14 protein-coding genes are annotated in these 18,123 nt (G+C 67.8%); 5 read left to right on the top strand and 9 right to left on the bottom strand.

The genetic code is table 11. The features are described 5' to 3' along the window. Window positions 1–42: 42 nt before the first annotated feature. Both mraZ and E3O39_RS18280 read right to left on the bottom strand, forming a co-directional pair. Window positions 43–474: a division/cell wall cluster transcriptional repressor MraZ gene (gene mraZ, locus E3O39_RS18275; RefSeq protein WP_134446101.1), complete on the bottom strand. Its 432-nt coding sequence runs from the start codon at window positions 472–474 to the stop codon at window positions 43–45. 258 nt (window positions 475–732) lie between these two features. Beyond that, window positions 733–1,143 (bottom strand): DUF3040 domain-containing protein, encoded by a 411-nt coding sequence (locus E3O39_RS18280; protein WP_134446102.1) that lies wholly within the window; start codon window positions 1,141–1,143, stop codon window positions 733–735. A 70-nt stretch (window positions 1,144–1,213) separates the two neighbouring features. Here E3O39_RS18280 and E3O39_RS18285 point away from each other — a divergent pair, with 70 nt between their 5' ends. Next, on the top strand, window positions 1,214–2,302 hold the full coding sequence (locus tag E3O39_RS18285) for a polyprenyl synthetase family protein (RefSeq protein ID WP_134446103.1): 1,089 nt from the start codon (window positions 1,214–1,216) through the stop codon (window positions 2,300–2,302). Between the two features lie 90 nt (window positions 2,303–2,392). On the opposite strand, the gene E3O39_RS18290 is transcribed toward E3O39_RS18285, so the two are convergent. Beyond that, the gene (locus E3O39_RS18290; protein WP_134446104.1) at window positions 2,393–2,734 is read right to left on the bottom strand and encodes an Rv2175c family DNA-binding protein; all 342 of its coding nucleotides are present in this window, start codon (window positions 2,732–2,734) and stop codon (window positions 2,393–2,395) included. 237 nt (window positions 2,735–2,971) lie between these two features. On the opposite strand from E3O39_RS18290, the gene E3O39_RS18295 reads away from it, so the two are divergent. After that, entirely contained in the window at window positions 2,972–4,288 is a 1,317-nt protein-coding gene (locus E3O39_RS18295) for a LysM peptidoglycan-binding domain-containing protein (protein WP_134446105.1), read from the top strand. Between the two features lie 60 nt (window positions 4,289–4,348). After that, window positions 4,349–6,301 carry a Stk1 family PASTA domain-containing Ser/Thr kinase gene (gene pknB, locus E3O39_RS18300; RefSeq protein ID WP_134446106.1) on the top strand — a complete coding sequence of 651 codons (1,953 nt, stop codon included), beginning with the start codon at window positions 4,349–4,351 and terminating at the stop codon, window positions 6,299–6,301. Window positions 6,302–6,530: 229 nt separating this feature from the next. On the opposite strand, the gene E3O39_RS18305 is transcribed toward pknB, so the two are convergent. The 3 genes from E3O39_RS18305 to E3O39_RS18315 all read right to left on the bottom strand — a co-directional run bounded on the left by E3O39_RS18305 (window position 6,531) and on the right by E3O39_RS18315 (window position 9,653). Beyond that, the gene (locus E3O39_RS18305; protein WP_370295004.1) at window positions 6,531–7,901 is read right to left on the bottom strand and encodes a class II 3-deoxy-7-phosphoheptulonate synthase; all 1,371 of its coding nucleotides are present in this window, start codon (window positions 7,899–7,901) and stop codon (window positions 6,531–6,533) included. An 84-nt stretch (window positions 7,902–7,985) separates the two neighbouring features. Continuing rightward, the gene (locus E3O39_RS18310; RefSeq protein WP_134446107.1) at window positions 7,986–8,675 is read right to left on the bottom strand and encodes a 1-acyl-sn-glycerol-3-phosphate acyltransferase; all 690 of its coding nucleotides are present in this window, start codon (window positions 8,673–8,675) and stop codon (window positions 7,986–7,988) included. A gap of 30 nt (window positions 8,676–8,705) precedes the next feature. After that, window positions 8,706–9,653 carry an ROK family glucokinase gene (locus E3O39_RS18315; RefSeq protein ID WP_134446108.1) on the bottom strand — a complete coding sequence of 316 codons (948 nt, stop codon included), beginning with the start codon at window positions 9,651–9,653 and terminating at the stop codon, window positions 8,706–8,708. A gap of 168 nt (window positions 9,654–9,821) precedes the next feature. On the opposite strand from E3O39_RS18315, the gene E3O39_RS18320 reads away from it, so the two are divergent. Further along, window positions 9,822–11,657 (top strand): long-chain fatty acid--CoA ligase, encoded by a 1,836-nt coding sequence (locus tag E3O39_RS18320; RefSeq protein WP_134446109.1) that lies wholly within the window; start codon window positions 9,822–9,824, stop codon window positions 11,655–11,657. A gap of 7 nt (window positions 11,658–11,664) precedes the next feature. Here E3O39_RS18320 and def read toward each other — a convergent pair whose 3' ends face one another. From def to E3O39_RS18335, 3 genes are all read right to left on the bottom strand, one after another. Further along, entirely contained in the window at window positions 11,665–12,156 is a 492-nt protein-coding gene (gene def / locus E3O39_RS18325) for a peptide deformylase (protein WP_134446110.1), read from the bottom strand. 51 nt (window positions 12,157–12,207) lie between these two features. Next, window positions 12,208–13,572 carry a MinD/ParA family protein gene (locus E3O39_RS18330; RefSeq protein WP_241985133.1) on the bottom strand — a complete coding sequence of 455 codons (1,365 nt, stop codon included), beginning with the start codon at window positions 13,570–13,572 and terminating at the stop codon, window positions 12,208–12,210. An 89-nt stretch (window positions 13,573–13,661) separates the two neighbouring features. Further along, window positions 13,662–17,066 (bottom strand): pyruvate carboxylase, encoded by a 3,405-nt coding sequence (locus tag E3O39_RS18335; protein WP_134446111.1) that lies wholly within the window; start codon window positions 17,064–17,066, stop codon window positions 13,662–13,664. 77 nt (window positions 17,067–17,143) lie between these two features. Here E3O39_RS18335 and E3O39_RS18340 point away from each other — a divergent pair, with 77 nt between their 5' ends. Beyond that, window positions 17,144–17,950 carry a ParA family protein gene (locus E3O39_RS18340; RefSeq protein ID WP_134446112.1) on the top strand — a complete coding sequence of 269 codons (807 nt, stop codon included), beginning with the start codon at window positions 17,144–17,146 and terminating at the stop codon, window positions 17,948–17,950. Window positions 17,951–18,123: the final 173 nt, after the last annotated feature.

Below are 18,123 nucleotides of genomic sequence, written 5' to 3' on the forward strand. Positions count from 1 at the left end.
GAAGTGTGTCAGGGCGTACGGCTGGGAGTCAGGCGCCAGGTTCTAGAAGAGTCCCGGAATCACCTCCTCCGTGGTGTTGGCGAACGAGGTTTCCTGTTCGGCGAGGTACAGGTCCCAGGCCTCGGTATCCCAGATCTCGACACGGTCGCCCGCACCGATCACCGTGAGTTCGCGGTCGAGGCCGGCATAGCTGCGGAGGTTGGCGGGGATGGTGACGCGGTTCTGGCTGTCGGGAGTTTCCGCACTGGCTCCGGAGGTGAAGACCCGGAGGAAGTCACGGCCCTGCTTGCTCGTGATCGGGGCCTGCTTGATCTTTTCGTGCAGTTCCTCGAACGCCCGGGTCGTGAAGACGTAGAGGCAGTGCTCCTGGCCGCGGGTCATCACGATGCCGGTGGACAACTGCTCACGGAACTTCGCGGGGAGGATGACGCGTCCCTTGTCGTCGAGCTTGGGGGCATAGGTCCCGAGGAACATTCATCACCCCTTCTCTTCCGGCCAAGTTCAGGTGTTACTCCACTTTACTCCACTTTGGACCACGAAAACGGGAAATGCCACGATCAACGAGTAAATTTCTAGAAAAATACCAGATGAACAGGCTAAGTGATGGGTGGAGGGAAATCCAAGGGCGAGCGGGGTCGAGAGTCGATTTTGGGCACAAAAAAAGGGCCGATCTGTGATCGGCCCTGCTTTTGTGAAGTTTCGGTCGTGCTGTGGAGGATGGGAGCCGAAGGGCTAGTTGCCGTCCTGGCGTCGATCCCAACGGTCATTGAGACGGTCCATGAACCCGCGGCCGGACTTGCCGGAACCCGACGGGCGTGACCCGCTCGTCCCGGACGGTGACGTGCCGGAGGATGAGAAGCCGGAGGACGACAGCCTGCGGGCGGCCTTGCCCGGTGACGTGGCGAGCAATACCCCTGCGAACATGACGACGAAGCCGAGGATTCCGAGCCACAGCTGCTGCACTGCGACTCCGGCGATCAGTCCCCCGATACCGGCGACGACCGCGAGAACGCCGAGGGCGATCGAGCGGTAGTTCGGGCGAAGCGATGAACCGCCAACGGTCGCGACGAAGTCGGAGTCGTTGTGGTAGAGCCCGCGCTCCATCTCTTCAAGGAGTCGCTGCTCTTGTTCCGAAAGCGGCATCTTATTCCTCCTCTGTAGGATCACCGGTGAATCCCAATTCTAGCCCCGCCGCGATAGCTAGGCTAGGCGGGTGGCTGAAAGCAATCAACTGGTCGATCTGGTTCAAACTCGCATCGACGAATTCCTGAAAACCCGTCAACTAATTGTGACTACTGTCAGCCCGGATCTTAGCGCGCTGGTGAACTTCTCACGGCAGTTTCTCAGCGGTGGTAAGCGCTTCCGGGCCCAGTTCTGCCACCAGGGCTGGCAGAGCGTCCCCGGTTCGGACGCGCTCGATTCCGCGCCGGTCATCGCGGCGGCCGCCGCCCTCGAAATCTTCCATGCCGCCGCCCTCGTCCACGACGACATCATCGACAATTCGGACACCCGCAGGGGTTCGGCGTCCGCCCATAAACTCTTCGAATCCCTGCATGCCACGGGCGGCTGGGCCGGCGCTCCTGTCGAGTTCGGCCGGGCCTCCGCCATCCTTCTCGGGGACCTGCTCCTCGGGTGGAGCGACGAGCTCCTCGACGAGGGCCTCCAGGCCTCCGCAGATCCTGTGGCGGCCAGGCTCGGTCGCCACGAATTCAACCAGATGCGCACGGAGGTGACAGCCGGTCAGTACCTCGACATCCTCGAGGAAAGGGCCTGGCTCGTGCAGCAGGAGGAGGAGTTGCTCGAACGCGCCATGCGGGTCATCGTCTTCAAGTCCGCGAAGTACAGCGTCCAGGCTCCCCTCGTCATCGGGGCGGCACTCGCGGGCGCCGACACGGCCCACCTCGACGCGTTGCGCGCCTTCGGGCTTCCGCTCGGCATCGCATACCAGCTCCGGGACGACCTTCTCGGAGTGTTCGGCGACGCGGCCGTGACGGGCAAACCGAGCGGTGACGACCTGCGGGAGGGCAAGCGCACCGTGCTCATCGCACTCGCCAGGCGCGCGCTCGAACCGGCCGCGCGGGAGTACCTCGACGGACTCCTCGGAGACCCGGGGCTCGACGCGGCCCAGATCCTGTCGCTGCAGGAACTCATCAGGGCCAGCGGAGCCGTCGAGAGCGTCGAGACGCTCATCACGGACCAGGTCGCGGATGCGCGCGGCGCGCTCCACGCCTCTCCGATCGCCCCCGACATGCGGGACCAGCTCGAGAGGCTCGCCGAAACCGTGACGCGCCGGTCGTTCTGAGACCGGGGCGACCCGGGAGCGGGGCGAGCCGAGGGGTTCGCCCTGTGAAGGGGCTCGCCGTGTGAACTGGGCCCGGGGTCGAACCTGTGGCTAGGCGAGCGCCTGGGCGACGCGGCGGACCTCGGCCTTACGACCGGCGAGAAGTGCCTGGATCGGCGGGACACCGAGGCTGTCGTCGACCTCGAGCAGCCACTGCATGGCCTGCTCGTCGGTGAAGCCGTCATCGGCGAGCACGATCAGGGTGCCGCGGAGTTCAGGGAGCGGGGAACCGTCCTTGACGAATGCGGCCGGCACCGAGATCACACCGTTCCGGCGGATCGCGAGGAGCTGCTTGTCATCGATGAGTTGGCGAACCCGGCTTTGACTGGTCCCGAGCAGGGAAACGAGGTCGGGGATGGTCAGCCAGGGTTGATCTGAAAACGAATCGGTCACCCTCCAAGCCTCCCATGATTCCCGGGCCACTTCAAACACCGAATGCCCCGGTGCGCGCTCCGTGCGGCCCGGATGGGGGTCATACCGATTGACTCCGGCAGTCATGTGTGAAAACGTTGAAGGTCGTGGACAAGTTAACGCTCGTGGACACGGTGAAGGTTGTAGCCAGTCTCAAGCTCGGGCGGCGGTTTTCGGCTCGACAGCATCTGAGTGTCAGACCAATCTGAATGGAGCGTCATGTCAGCACAGTCCAACAGGATCGTTCGACCGCCGGCCAGTGGCGAGCTCGTCCCTGCCAGGCCCCGCAAGTCCTCGGCCATCCGTTCCCGCGCGCTCGGCATTTTCGCGGCCCTGCCGCTCGCCGTGGCGTGCACGGTCGCCATCGGTCTCAATCTTGCGTCGCCCGCCGAGGCAGCCTCCCTGAGCCGGAAGCCGCTCAAGAACCCGGCGCAGCTGCCGGCATCCGCTGGGACCAGCGCCCCTGCGCAACGCGTGCAGGCCGAGGCTGCACCGAACCAGTACACGGTCGTCGCCGGCGACACCGTGAGCGGCATCGCGAGCAGGTTCGGGCTCTCGACCGCTGCCGTCCTCGCGAGCAACGGGCTGAGCTGGTCGACGAAGATCTTCCCCGGCCAGCAACTCACCCTCGCCGAGGGTGCCGCCCCGGCAGCGGCCCCTGCCCCCACGCCGGTTGCCAGTGAACTCACGCGCTACACGATCGTGACGGGCGACACCATCAGCGGGATAGCGGCCGCGCACGGCATCGCGGTCGCGGCCGTGCTGAGCGCCAACGGCCTCGACAGGGCGAGTATCATCTTTCCGGGCCAGGCCCTCGTCATTCCCACCGGTTCGGCCCCGGCAGCAGCGGCCCCGGCTGTTGCGCTCGTCAGCGCGACGACCGCCGCGCCCGGCGCGAGTCACACGATCGCAACGGGAGAAACCGTCTCGACGATCGCGGCAGCCGCCGGAGTGTCCATCCGCGCGATCCTGCAGGCGAACAACCTCGGCTGGTCGAGCATCATCTACCCCGGCCAGCAGCTCTCGATCCCCGCGCCCGCGGCGGAATCGGTCGCCACGGCGTCCGTCACCCCGTTGCCGGCGCCCGAACCCGGGCCGGCTCCCACTGCCGTCCTCGGCCAGGTCACGCCGCTCTCCGACGAAATGCGCGCCAACGCCCGGATCATCGTGGCGACCGGCCGTGCGGCCGGCGTGAACGACCAGGGCCTCGTCATCGCCCTCGTCGCCGCCGCCCAGGAATCGGGACTGCGGAACGTCCACTACGGCGACCGGGACTCACTCGGACTCTTCCAGCAGCGCCCAGGCAAGGGGTGGGGGTCGCCGGACCAGGTGATGGACCCGGTCCGGGCGAGCCAGGCGTTCTTCGGCGGCGCCGGAAACCCGAACCCCGGGGTCACCAGGGGGCTGCTCGACATTCCCGGCTGGGACGGACTCTCCGTCACCCAGGCGGCGCAGGCCGTACAACTCTCCGCCTTCCCCGACTACTACGCGAAGTGGGAGACCTCTGCCCGTTCCTGGCTCTCCGAACTCGGCTGATCAGCCGTGCCGTGCGAGTGTCCAGCAGCGGATCTGCCCGCTTCTCCCTAGACTCGACTGGTGAGCGATAGTCCTGCCGATCCGATGATCGGCCGTCTGATAGACGGCCGATATCAGGTGCGCTCTCGCATCGCCCGGGGCGGAATGGCGACCGTTTACCTCGCCACCGACCTGCGCCTCGAGCGCCGGGTGGCGCTCAAGGTGATGCACGGCCACCTTGCCGACGACAATGCCTTCAAGGCGCGGTTCGTCCAGGAGGCCCGTTCGGCTGCGCGCCTCGCCCACCCGAACGTCGTCAACGTCTACGACCAGGGCCAGGACGCCGACATGGCGTACCTCGTGATGGAGTACCTGCCGGGCATCACGCTGCGCGACCTGCTCAAGGACTACGGGCGCCTCACGAGCGAACAGACCATCGACATCCTCGAGGCGGTGCTGTCCGGCCTCGCCGCAGCGCACAAGGCCGGCATCGTGCACCGCGACCTGAAACCCGAGAACGTGCTGCTCGCCGATGACGGGCGGATCAAGATCGGCGACTTCGGGCTCGCCCGCGCCGCGAACAACAACACCGCAACCGGGCAGGCGCTGCTCGGCACGATCGCCTACCTCTCCCCCGAGCTCGTCACGCGCGGTATCGCCGATGCGCGCAGCGACATCTACGCCCTCGGGATCATGACCTACGAGATGCTCACCGGCGAACAGCCGTACGTCGGCGAGGCTCCGATGCAGATCGCATACCAGCACGCCAATGACACGGTGCCGATGCCGAGCCTGCGCGTCATGACCGTCCCGCACGAACTCGACGAGCTCGTGAGCTGGGCGACCGCCAGGGACCCCGAGCAGCGCCCCCGGGACGCGAAGGTCATGCTCGACCAGCTCCTCGACGTCGAGAAGCAGATGCGCCCCTTCGACGGCGAAACCGGAGTGCAGCAGACCCTGCTGATGCCGAGCGGTGCGGCGGCCGCCCAGGCCGATGCCGACACCATGATCTTCGGCGCCGCGGCGCAGGCGCAGGCCCCCGGTGCGACGACCGTGCTGCCCGCGCCCGTCGTGAAGCCGCCGAAGGACGCGGAACTCCTCAGCACGAAGACCCGACGCCGCAAGGTACGCGGGTACTGGCTCTTCGCGCTCGTTCTCCTGCTCGCCGGCCTCGGCACGGGCACCGGCTGGTACTTCGGCAGCGGCCCCGGGTCACAGGTCGAGGTGCCGTCACTCGTCTCCGTCGCCCCGGACGCCGCCGCCGCCCAGCTCGCCGAACTCGGACTCCAGTCCGCTCTCGCGCAGCAATACAGCGGAACCATTGCGGCAGGACTGGTCGCGAGCACCGACCCCGGCGAAGGCGGCCACGTGAAGAAGGGCAACGCGGTCACGCTCTACGTCTCGCAGGGGCCGCAGCCGATCACGCTTCCCCCGCTCGCCGGCCTCACCACGGATGCCGCGTCCTCCGCTGTCACGGGGCTGAACGCCGCGATCGGCACGGTGGACCAGGTCTTCTCCGGCGAGGTCGCCGCCGGCATCGTCATGTCGGCGACCCGGGAGAGCGATGGCACCGAGGTCTCCCAGGGCGGCCCGTACTTCGAAGGCATGAAGGTCAACCTCGTCGCCTCGCTCGGCTCGGTGCCGAACGTCTCCGGCAAGTCGGTGAACACGGCGACGTCGCTGTTGAAGGACAAGGGCCTGCTCGCCACCACCGGCGACTCCGTCTACAGCGACACGATCGACGAGGGAGACGTGGTCAGCGCCGCTCCCCAGAAGGACGGCCCGGTCCGCGCCGGAGACACCTACGTGCTCACGACGTCGAAGGGCCCCGCGCCGATCCCGATTCCGGATGTCGTCGGCAAGAACTGGACCGACGCCAAGAAGATACTCGAGGCAGCGGGCCTCACGCTCGACTACAACCTCTTTGCGGATACGCCGGGGGCCGGCTCCTTCTTCATCGTGACGAAGACGGACCCAGCTGCGGGAACGCTCGTTCCGCCAAAGTCAAAGGTCAAGATCAGCTTCTCCGCCTGATTCGCGCGCCGTGTGTCCATCACCATGCGTCCGCTCGATGCAACCGTCGCGCCAGATGCGCTGTTCCGCTGCCGGCATGCCTGGCGCGCAGCGGCGCGGCGGGCGCGCGTCCCTGTTCCGGGAGCGCGGCATCCGCTCAGACCTCGAGAGGCGCCGGATGCGCCGAGTGCCGCCGCCCTGCCGGGTGATCTCGGCGGGTACGGCGGCACTCTGGCGGGATGCCTGCGGGTCAGCGGGCTGCGAGCTCCTCGGCGACGAGGAAGGCGAGCTCGAGGGACTGCATGTGGTTGAGCCGCGGGTCGCAGAGCGATTCGTAGCGGGTCGCGAGGTCGGCCTCGTCGATGTGCTCCGAGCCGCCGAGGCACTCGGTGACGTCGTCGCCGGTGAGCTCGACGTGCACGCCGCCCGGGTGGGTTCCGACCGCGCGGTGGGCCTCGAAGAAGCCGCGGACCTCGTCGACGACGTCGTCGAAACGACGCGTCTTGTACCCGGTCGGCGTGGTCACGCCGTTGCCGTGCATCGGGTCCGTGATCCAGAGCGGCTTGGCCTCGCTCGCCTTGATCGCCTCGAGGAGCGGCGGGAGCGCGTCGCGCACCTTGCCTGCTCCCATCCGGGTGATGAAGGTGAGGCGGCCGGGCTCGCGGTTCGGGTCGAGCTTGTCGACGAGGCGCAGCATGTCGTCTGCCGAGGTGCTAGGGCCGAGCTTGACCCCGATCGGGTTCCGCACCCGGGACAGGAAGTCGACGTGGGCGCCGTCGAGGTCGCGGGTGCGCTCACCGATCCAGATGAAGTGCGCTGAGGTGTTGTACGGGGTTCCGGTGCGGGAGTCGATCCTGGTCATCGGGCGCTCGTAGTCCATCAACAGGCCCTCGTGGCTCGTGTAGAACTCGGTGCGACGCATCGCCTCGAAGTCAGCACCGCACGCGATCATGAACTTGATGGCCCGGTCGATCTCCTTGGCCACCTTCTCGTAGCGCTGGTTCGCGGGGTTCGCGGCGAAGCCCTGGTTCCAGCTGTGCACCTGGCGCAGGTCGGCGAAACCACCCTGGGTGAACGCACGGATCAGGTTGAGCGTCGACGCGGCCGTGTGGTACCCCTTGACCAGTCGGGCAGGGTCTGCCTCGCGGGATTCGGGGGTGAAGTCGTAGCCGTTGACGATGTCGCCGCGGTAGGCAGGCAGGGTGACGCCGCCGCGGGTCTCGAAGTCGCTCGAGCGCGGCTTCGCGAACTGGCCGGCCATCCGGCCCATCTTGATCACGGGCATCGAGGCGCCGTAGGTGAGCACGACGGCCATCTGCAGCACGGTCTTGACCCGGTTCCGGATCTGCTCGGCGGTCGCACCGCTGAAGGTCTCCGCGCAGTCGCCGCCCTGGAGCAGGAACGCGTGCCCTGCGGCGGCCTGGGCGAGCCGGTCGCGCAGGATGTCGACCTCGCCGGCGAAGACCAGGGGCGGCTGCGTCGACAGTTCGGCGGATGCCGCTGCGACGGCGCCTGCGTCCGGCCACGTCGGCTGCTGCTTGATGGGAAGAGTGCGCCAATAGTCCAGACCGGCGATCACAGCTTCATCGGCCACAACGACGGGTTCGGTAGTGTCTACCACAGGACTATCTCTGTTTTCTCTTGGTTGGCGCGCGGAGTGCGCGCCAGGGGACTGGCTGGAAGAGCCGGGAAGGGATACGCGATCTTATCGCGAAAGACTGGCGCGCTTTTCTTTCACGCTCGTGGCGTACACGTCGACGTACTCCTGCTTGCTGAGGGCCTGGAGCTCGTACATCAGCTCGTCGGTCACGCTGCGGAGCACGAACCTGTCCCCCTCCAGCCCCTCGAAGCGGCTGAAGTCGAGGGGTTTTCCGATCACGATCCCGATCCGGCGGATCTTCGGGATCCTCGTGCCGGTCGGCATGGCCTTCTCGGTGTCGATCATCGCAACGGGAACGACGGGCACCCCGGCCTCGAGGAGCATCCGGGCCACCCCGGTGCGGCCTCGGTACATCTTCGCGTCGGGGCTGCGGGTGCCCTCCGGGTAGATGCCGAGCACGCCGCCGCCGGAGAGGACCCGCAGGCCAGTGTTGAGCGAGTCCTCGGAGGCCTTGCCGCCCGAGCGGTCGATGGGGAGCTGACCGGTCGCCTTGAAGAACTGCTTCGTCGCCCAGCCCTTGAGCCCGGTTCCGGTGAAGTATTCGCTCTTGGCGAGGAAGATCACCCGGCGCGGCACCACGAGCGGCAGGAACACCGAGTCGATGAACGAGAGGTGATTGCTCGCGAGGATGACTCCCCCTGTCTTGGGAATGTTCTCGAGGCCCACCACCCACGGCCGGAAGAGCCCCAGTAGGAGGGGTCCGACGACAATGTTTTTCATGATCCAGTAGAACATCGGTCGCTCTCTTCTTGGGTCGGGCACAGCCTAGATCGGGAAGACGTGCTTCCGCGCCAGGTCTGCAGCGCCGACAACTCCGGCATCGTTGACGAGTTGGGCAATCGCGAATTCCGCTTCGGGATGGTAGCCCCGTGCCGGAAGGTTTTCGAGGTACGCGGTGCGAATCGGTTCGAGGAGCAGCTCGCCGGCGTCGGCGACTCCCCCGCCGAAGACGAAGATCTGCGGGTCGAGCACGGCCGCGAGCGAGGCGCAGGCCTGGCCGAGCGCGTCGCCGAGCTGGCGGAGGGCCGCGAGTGCCCCCGGGTCGCCGTCCTGGATCAGGCGGCCGACGTCCTTGCCGCTGAGCTTGCCCTTGCGGTCACGGGCGGATGCGAGGCCGAGGCCGATACCGCCGGCATCCGCAAGGGAGTTGGCGATGCGGAGCAGGGCCCTGCCAGAGCCGTACTGCTCGATGCAGCCCTGGGCACCGCAGCCGCACGGCAGGCCGTCCGGGACGATGCGCACGTGGCCGAGCTCTGCGCCGCAGCCGAAGCCGCCGCGGAACAGGCGGTCGTTGGAAACGATCGCGCCGCCGACACCGGTGCCGATGGTCAGCGTGACCATGTCGCTGTAGACCTGGCCGGCACCGAAACAGAATTCGGCCCAACCGGCCGCGTTCGCGTCGTTCTCGATCAGGATCGGGAGGTTGAGCCGCTCCTCGAGGGTCGCCCGGAGCGGTTCGTTGCGCCAGTTGATGTTGGGGGCGTAGTACACCGTGGACTGCGCGGAGTCGATGAAGCCGGCAGCTGCCACGCCGGCCGCGATGACGTCCTCTCCGACGGCGAGTTTCTGGATCATCTCGACGACGGCGTCTTCGATGGCGCGCGGGTCCCCCGCCGTTGTGGGCGTGCGCTCGGAACGGAGAATGGTGCCGAACTCGTCGACCAGGGCTCCAGCTATCTTCGTGCCGCCGATGTCGATTCCAATGGCGTGCACAGCCGGCCTCTTTCGTAGATAGTCTCGGGCATCCGCCCAGCTCAGCACACACTTATGCTGAGGCGTCCCTCTAGAGTGTACTGAGCCGCGGCGCTGCGAGTCGAAACGACTGCTCCGCATTCCGCCCGGCTAGAGTGTGCACATCCGCCCGGTACCAGAGGAGTTGCCGTGAAACAGTTCGATATGCCCGCAGTCGTCCCTGCCGATCCAGGGGCGAACATCACCGACCTCCTCGCAGATCGCCTCGCCGCGACCCCGGATTCCGTGCTTTTCTCGGTTCCCCGCGGTGCCGGCTGGGCTCCCGTGACCACATCCGAATTCCACCGTCAGGTCGTTGGCCTCGCCAAGGGGCTCGTCGCAGCAGGCATCGAACCCGGCGACAAAATCGGCCTGATGTGCAAGACGCGCTACGAGTGGACCCTGATCGACTTCGCGACCTGGTACGCCGGCGCCGTCCTGGTCCCGGTCTACGAGACCAGCTCTCCCACCCAGATGCAGTGGATCCTCGGCGACTCCGGCGCCGCCGCCGTGATCCTCGAGACCGCAGACCACTTCGCCAAGTTCGACGAGGTGCACCCCGACCTTCCGAACATCGGAACCGTCTGGCAGATCGACCTCGGCGACCTGGCGAAGATCGTCGCCGGAGGCGTCAACGTTCCGGATGCCGAGATCGAGCGCCGCCGCCACCTCGCGACCGGCGCAGACATCGCGACCCTGATCTACACCGCAGGAACCACCGGACGGCCGAAGGGGTGCGTGCTCACGCACTCCAACTTCGTCGAGACCTCCCGGAACGCGGGCGTCGCCCTCTCGGACGTCCTCACCCACGAGGACGGCGCATCCACCCTGCTGTTCATCACGACCGCGCACGTCTTCGCCCGGTTCATCGCCGTGCTGTGCGTGCACGGGAACGTGCGGGTCGGCCACCAGCCGGACACCCGGCAGTTGCTGCCTGCGCTCGCGACCTTCAAGCCGACGTTCCTTCTCGCGGTTCCGCGGGTGTTCGAGAAGGTCTACAACTCGGCGGAGCAGAAGGCAGAGGCCGCCGGTCGCGGCAAGATCTTCGAGGCGGCCGCGCACCTCGCCGTCAAGCACTCCAAGGCACTCGCCGAGGGAACCCCGGTGAGCCTCTCGATGAAGATCCGGTTCGCGATCTTCGACCGTCTCGTCTACAGCAAGCTCCGCACGGCCATGGGCGGGAAGGTGCGCTACGCCGTCTCCGGCTCCGCTCCCCTCGGCGAGTTCCTCGGCCACTTCTACCACAGCCTCGGCATCAAGATCCTCGAGGGCTACGGGCTCACCGAGACCACGGCCCCTGCGACGGTCGGCCGCACAGACCAGTTCAAGGTCGGTACCGTCGGCCCTCCCATCCCCGGCGTCTCGATCCGCATCATGGACGACGGCGAGATCGAGGTGAAGGGCGTCAACGTCTTCAAGGAGTACTGGCACAACCCGGAGGCGACCCAGGCCGCCTTCGACGACGGCTGGTTCCGCACGGGCGACATCGGCGACTTCGACGCGGACGGCTTCGTCACCATCACGGCACGCAAGAAGGAGATCATCGTCACGGCGGGCGGCAAGAACGTCGCCCCTGCCGCGCTCGAGGACCCGATCCGCTCCAACCCCCTCGTCGGCCAGGTCATCGTCGTCGGGGACCGCAAGCCCTTCATCGCTGCGCTCGTCACACTCGACCCCGACATGCTCGCGGTCTGGCTGCACAACAACGGCGAGGATGCCTCGATGTCACTTGCCGAGGCGGCCGTCAATCCTGCGGTGCTCGCCGAGGTGCAGCGTGCCATCGACCACGCCAACTCCCACGTGTCGCGTGCGGAGTCGATCCGCAAGTTCGTGATCCTCACCGTCGAGCTCACCGAGGACAACGGCTATCTCACGCCGAAGCTCAGCATCAAGCGCGACGTGATCATGCGGGACTTCTCCGCGACCATCGAGGGCATGTACCAGGGCGTGCCCGTCGTCACCGAGCAGAACCCGGTCGTGCGCTGACGGTCGGTCAGAACCAGTCCGACTCGCGGATCTCCTTCATGGCCGCCCGGCGGTTCTCCTTGTCGAGCTTGTCGATGTAGAGGAAACCGTCGAGGTGGTCGGTCTCGTGCTGCAGGGCCTGGGCCATCAGCCCGTCGCCGGCGAGTTCGACGGGCTCGCCGGCGAGGTCGGTTCCGGTGACCCTCGCGAACGGGTACCGCTTGGTGGGGTACCACAGGCCGGGAACGGACAGGCAGCCCTCTTCGACGAGGGCGGGCTCGCCGGATACCTCGACGACGACGGGGTTCAGGATGTACCCGATCACGCCATCGACGTTGTAACTGAACGCGCGCAGGTTGACGCCGATCTGGGCAGCGGCGACGCCGGCGCGGCCGGGCAGGCGCACGCTGTCGAGGAGATCGACGACGAGCCGGGTGACCCGGTCGTCGATGATCTCGATCGGCGCGGACACGGTCTTCAAAACGGGATCTCCGAAGAGACGGATCTGGCGCTCAGGCACAGGAATACTCCAAGTCAGTTGGTACGGGCACGTCGGTTGACCGGGTGCGCTTCACGCGCCGCGGTGGGCAGGAAGGCCCTCGACCACGAGAGCAGCAAGGGTGCGGGCGGCAAGCCGGGTGATCGGTTTCAGGTCCTCCCACGAGATCACGCTCCCCGCCGCCAGTTGCGGGTCGTAGGGGATACGCACGATCTCGCGGACCCTCGACCGGAAGTGCGACTCGATCTCCTCGAGTTTCACGAGGTTGGTGCCCTGGGTCGCGGTGTTGAGCGCGACGATCGAGTTGCGGACGAGGTCGCCGTAGCCGTTGGCGTCGAGCCAGGTCAGGGTCTCAGAGGCGAGCCTGGCTTCGTCGACGCTGCCTCCGGAGACGACCACGATCGAGTCAGCACGCTGCAGGGTCGCCCGCATCACGGAGTGCACGATCCCGGTGCCGCAATCGGTGAGCATGATCGAGTAGTACCGGGCCGCGAGGTCGGCCACCACGTTGTAGTCGTCCTCGTCGAAGGCTTCGGACAGGAGCGGGTCTGTGTCGGAGGCGAGGATGTCGAGCCGGGTCGCGTCGCGGGAGACGAGGGTGGAGAAGTCGGTGAAGCCACCGATGGACGCGGCCTTCGTGACGACGTCGCGCACGGTCGACCTCGTCTGCTTGCTGACCCGTTCGGAGAGGGTGCCGCGGTCGGGGTTGGCGTCGACGGCGATGATGCGGTCTTCGCGTGCGTCGGCGAGGGCCATGCCGAGCAGGGCCGTGACCGTGGTCTTGCCGACACCGCCCTTGCGGGTGAGGATCGGCACGAACCGGGTGCCGCCGTCGAACTCCTTGCGGATCAGGGCGTCCATGTCCTTGTGGGCGCGGACCTTCGCCGAGTCGCCGAGGTTCACGAGGTGCAGCGTCGCGGCGTAGACGAAGGCGTTCCAGCCTCCGTGGGGCGGCGGCTGGGTGCGGCGATTGACCGCGAGCAGGCGTTCCGACGTGAGCATGGCCGCCGATTCCGGGACGGTGCCGCCATCGGGACGCAGGCGCTCCCTGCGGGACTGCGCCCCGGCATCCGCCGGACCGGTCTGCGCAGGGCCGGAGAGGGACTGCACGGCCCCTGCTGCGGCGGCGCCGAGGCGCTCACCCCGGTCGGCGCGGTCGTTCCGGGTCACGCTGTCGCCGGCCGGGACCCGGATGCCCGGCCCGGTGTTGATCTCGATGGTGTGCGTCGCGGGGCGGCCAGCATCGCCCCCGCCTGCGGGGCCGGTACTCCCGAGCGCCGGCGACGCGAGGGGTGCGGCTGCGAGCCCTGCCGGCAGCGCAGCGGCGAGGTTGTCGATCGTGTGCGGCGGCAGCTCGCTGTTGTACTCGTCACCGGGCTGCGCGTCTCCGCCGCCCGTCGAAGAGATTCCGGTATCCGTGCGCTTTTCCGGCACCACAGTCCGTCCCTTCGTCGTGAAAATGTCGGCCCGGCCTGGGCCCCCGGCCGGCCGGCGCCACGGTGGGCGACGGCCGATCGACCTTCAGCCTAGCGCGGGCGCACCACCACGAGGAGGTCGCCGGCGTCCACCTGCTGCGTCTTCGGGATCGCCACCCGCTCGACGACACCGGCGATCGGGGAGGTGATGGCCGCCTCCATTTTCATGGCTTCGATGGATGCGACGGTCTGGCCGGCCTCGACGATCGCGCCTTCCTCGACCTGCAGGGTGACCACCCCGGAGAAGGGAGCCGCGACCTGGCCCGGCCGGTTCGCATCCGCTTTCTCGGCGGCCTTGGTGCTCACGGTGATGCCGCGGTCGCGCACGAACACGGGGCGCAGCTGGCCGTTGAGCGTGGTCATGACGGTGCGCATGCCCTTGTCGTCCGCCTCGCCGATCGCCTCGAGTCCGACGTAGAGGCGAACGCCCTTGTCGATCTCGACCGAGTGTTCGATACCCTGCTGCAGCCCGTTGAGGTAGTCGACGGTGTCGACGACGGAGAGGTCGCCGAACAGCTCGCGGATCTGCTCGAACTGGCGGGTCGGTCCGGGGAAGAGCAGCTGGTTGAGCATCGAGCGACGGGTCAGGCTGTCGCCGTCGAGCGCCTCGCGCTCGGGTGCTGTCAGCTCGGTGACGCCGATGTGGATGCTGCGACCGGCGAGCACCTTGCTGCGGAAGGGCTCCGGCCAGCCGCCGGGCAGGTCGCCCAGTTCGCCGGCCATGAAGCCGATCACCGAGTCTGGCACGTCGTAGTTGCCCGGGTTCGCGGCGAAGTCCTCCGGGTCGGCGCGGACGGCGGCGAGATAGAGGGCGAGGTCGCCGACGACCTTGGACGAGGGCGTGACCTTGGGAACGCGGCCGAGGATCTGGTTCGCGGCGGCGTACATGTCCTCGATGAGCTCGAAGTCGTCGGCGAGGCCGAGTGCGACGGCCTGGGTGCGGAGGTTGGAGAGCTGGCCACCGGGGATCTCGTGGCTGTAGACCCGCCCGGTCGGGGCCCGGAGCCCCGATTCGAAGGGGTGGTAGACGCGGCGCACGTCTTCCCAGTACGGTTCGAGGTCGCAGACGGCCTTGAGCGAGATGCCGGTGTCGCGTTCGGTGTGCGCGAGCGCGGCGACGAGCGAGGACGCAGACGGCTGGCTCGTGGTGCCGGCCATCGGTGCGCTCGCGACGTCGACAGCGTCGGCGCCCGCGCGCGCGGCGGCGAGCAGGGTCGCGAGCTGGCCGCCGGGAGTGTCGTGGGTGTGGACGTGCACCGGGAGCGCGAAGCGCTCGCGGAGCGCTCCGACGAGCTTCTCCGCGGCCGCCGGGCGAAGCAGCCCGGCCATGTCCTTGATCGCGATGATGTGCGCGCCGGTGTCGACGATCTGCTCCGCGAGGCGCAGGTAGTAGTCGAGCGTGTAGAGGTCCTCCGCGGGGTCGAGCAGGTCGCCCGTGTAGCAGAGTGCGACCTCGGCGATGCTCGTTCCGGTGCCGAGGACGGCATCGATCGCCGGGCGCATCTGCGAGACGTCGTTGAGGGCGTCGAAGATCCGGAAGATGTCGACGCCCGTGTCGGACGCTTCCCGCACGAAGGCGTCGGTGACCTCGGTCGGGTACGGCGTGTATCCGACCGTGTTCCGGCCGCGGAGCAGCATCTGCACGTTGATGTTCGGGAGCGCGGCCCGCAGGGCGGCGAGCCGTTCCCACGGGTCCTCGCCGAGGAAGCGGAGCGCGACGTCGTAGGTCGCGCCGCCCCAGGCCTCGATCGAGAGGAGCTCCGGCGTCATCCGGGCGACGTACGGCGCGACGGCGACGAGGTCCCTCGTGCGCACCCTTGTCGCCAGGAGCGACTGGTGGGCGTCGCGGAACGTGGTGTCCGTCACGGCGAGTGCGGTCTGGGCGCGGAGTTCCGCGGCGAAACCGGCCGGGCCGAGCAGCTGCAGCCGCTGGCGGGAGCCCGCGGGGGCCGGGACGCTGAGGTCGAGCTTCGGAAGCTTCTCTGCCGGGTTCAGCAGGGTGATCGGGACCCCGTTGGGCTTGTTGACGGTGACGTCGGCGAGCCAGTTCAGGATCTTCGTTCCACGGTCCTTCGAGACGCGGGCGCGGAGCAGGTCTGGCCGTTCGTCGATGAAGGAGGTGCTGAGGTCGCCGGCCGCGAAGCCCGGGTCTTCCAGGACGGCCTGGAGGAAGGCGACGTTCGTGGAGACGCCGCGGATGCGGAACTCGGCGAGTGCCCGCTTGGAGCGCGTGACGGCTGCGGTGAAGTCGCGACCGCGGCAGGTGAGCTTCGCGAGCATCGAGTCGAAGTGCGGGCTGATCTGCGCGCCCGGGTTGATGGTTCCACCGTCGAGGCGGATGCCTGCCCCGCCGGGTGAGCGATACGTCGTGATCTTCCCGGTGTCCGGCCGGAACCCCATCGTGGGGTCCTCGGTGGTGATGCGGCACTGGAGCGCGGCACCGCGCAGGTGGATCTGGTCCTGGAGGAGCCCGAGTTCGGCGAGGGTCTCCCCCGCGGCGATGCGGATCTGGGCGACGACGAGGTCGACGTCTGTGACCTCTTCCGTCACGGTGTGCTCGACCTGGATCCGCGGGTTCATCTCGATGAAGACGTGCTGGCCTGCGCGCTCCCCGACGGTGTCGAGCAGGAACTCGACGGTGCCCGCGTTGACGTAACCGATGGAGCGGGCGAAAGCCACGGCATCCGCGTAGAGACGGGTACGGATCTCGTCGCTGAGGTTCGGGGCCGGCGCGATCTCGATGACCTTCTGGTGGCGACGCTGCACGGAGCAGTCCCGCTCGAAGAGGTGCACGGTTTCGCCGGTCGAGTCCGCGAGGATCTGCACTTCGATGTGCCGGGGGCGGAGCACGGCCTGCTCGAGGAACATGGTCGAGTCGCCGAAGGCGCTGTTGGCCTCGCGCATGGCCTCCTCGAGGGAACCGCGCAGGTCCTCCATGCTCGCGACGCGGCGCATGCCGCGACCGCCGCCGCCGGCGACGGCCTTGGCGAAGATCGGGAAGCCGATGTCGGCAGCTGCGGCGATGAGCTCGTCGAGGTCCTTCGATGGCGCGCTCGACTTGAGCACGGGAACGCCAGCAGCGATCGCGTGCTCCTTGGCGGTGACCTTGTTTCCGGCCATTTCGAGCACGTGCTCGCCGGGGCCGATGAAGGTGATGCCGGCCTCGCGGGCGGCGAGTGCGAGCTCGGGGTTCTCGGAAAGGAAGCCGTAGCCGGGGTAAATGGCGTCGGCGCCGCTCTCGACGGCGACCCGGATGATCTCGCTCACGGTCAGGTATGCCCTGACCGGGTGCCCGGGTTCGCCGATCTGGTACGCCTCGTCCGCCTTCAGGCGATGGAGGGAATTCCGGTCTTCGAACGGATAAACGGCGACGGTTTTCGCGCCGAGTTCATACGCTGCACGAAACGCGCGAATCGCGATTTCTCCGCGGTTGGCAACAAGAATCTTCGTGAACATACAGACCTTTCAGGAGGCGACGGGCACACAGCTGGCGGTTAGGTTCTCTAAGACTAGTGAAGGTAACGTATCTACTTGTGCACGTACTAAGCGTTAGCTCCCTCAAGGGAGGAGTAGGCAAGACCACAGTGACCCTGGGTCTGGCGTCTGCTGCCTTCGCCCGCGGCGTACGGACCCTGGTCGTCGACATCGACCCGCAATCGGACGTGTCGACCGGCATGGACATCGAGGTCGCCGGCCACCTGAACATCGCCGACGTCCTCGCATCCCCCAAGGAAAAGATCGTCCGTGCCGCCATCGTGCCGAGCGGCTGGACCCGCGGCCAGCAGGGCACGATCGACGTCATGATCGGCAGCCCGTCCGCCATCAACTTCGACGGTCCGCACCCGAGCATCCGCGACATCTGGAAGCTCGAAGAAGCCCTGTCGACGGTCGAGAAGGACTACGACCTGGTGCTGATCGACTGCGCGCCCTCCCTCAACGCCCTGACCCGGACCGCGTGGGCGGCGAGCGACCGCGTCGCCGTCGTCACAGAGCCCGGGCTGTTCTCCGTCGCCGCCGCCGACCGCGCACTGCGCGCGATCGAGGAGATCCGCCGCGGACTCAGCCCGCGGCTGCAGCCGCTCGGCATCATCGTGAATCGTGCCAGGATCGCGTCCCTCGAGCACCAGTTCCGGATCAAGGAACTGCGGGACATGTTCGGACCGCTCGTGCTCAGCCCCCAGCTGCCGGAGCGCACGTCGCTGCAGCAGGCGCAGGGCGCCGCGAAGCCGCTGCACACCTGGCCCGGCGACAGCGCGCAGGAGATGGCCCGCTACTTCGACCAGCTGCTCGACCGTATCCTCCGCACCGCACGCATCGGCGAATACGCGGAGCAGCGCTAGGCGGATCCGCCCCAAACCGGGTCACATTCCCGCGCTGGGTTGCGGACGAAAGACCTTCCCAGGCGGGACGAAGGTGCCTTTTCCGCACCTCGATCGCGGGGGCCGCGAGAAAGCGGGTGTCCTTGCGGCGAGCGAGTCCTGCCAGCGAGCGCGTCTTGCCACCGAGCGAGTCC

Origin of the sequence: Cryobacterium sp. MDB2-A-1, assembly GCF_004402675.1 — a bacterium.
GTDB classification, from domain to species: domain Bacteria; phylum Actinomycetota; class Actinomycetes; order Actinomycetales; family Microbacteriaceae; genus Cryobacterium; species Cryobacterium glucosi.

Coding starts and splice junctions, on each gene's coding strand:
- mraZ (WP_134446101.1), bottom strand. CDS start 474: ATGTTCCTCGGGACCTATGCCCCCAAGCTCGACGACAAGGGACGCGTC.
- E3O39_RS18295 (WP_134446105.1), top strand. CDS start 2,972: ATGTCAGCACAGTCCAACAGGATCGTTCGACCGCCGGCCAGTGGCGAG.
- E3O39_RS18335 (WP_134446111.1), bottom strand. CDS start 17,066: ATGTTCACGAAGATTCTTGTTGCCAACCGCGGAGAAATCGCGATTCGC.
- E3O39_RS18310 (WP_134446107.1), bottom strand. CDS start 8,675: ATGTTCTACTGGATCATGAAAAACATTGTCGTCGGACCCCTCCTACTG.
- E3O39_RS18280 (WP_134446102.1), bottom strand. CDS start 1,143: ATGCCGCTTTCGGAACAAGAGCAGCGACTCCTTGAAGAGATGGAGCGC.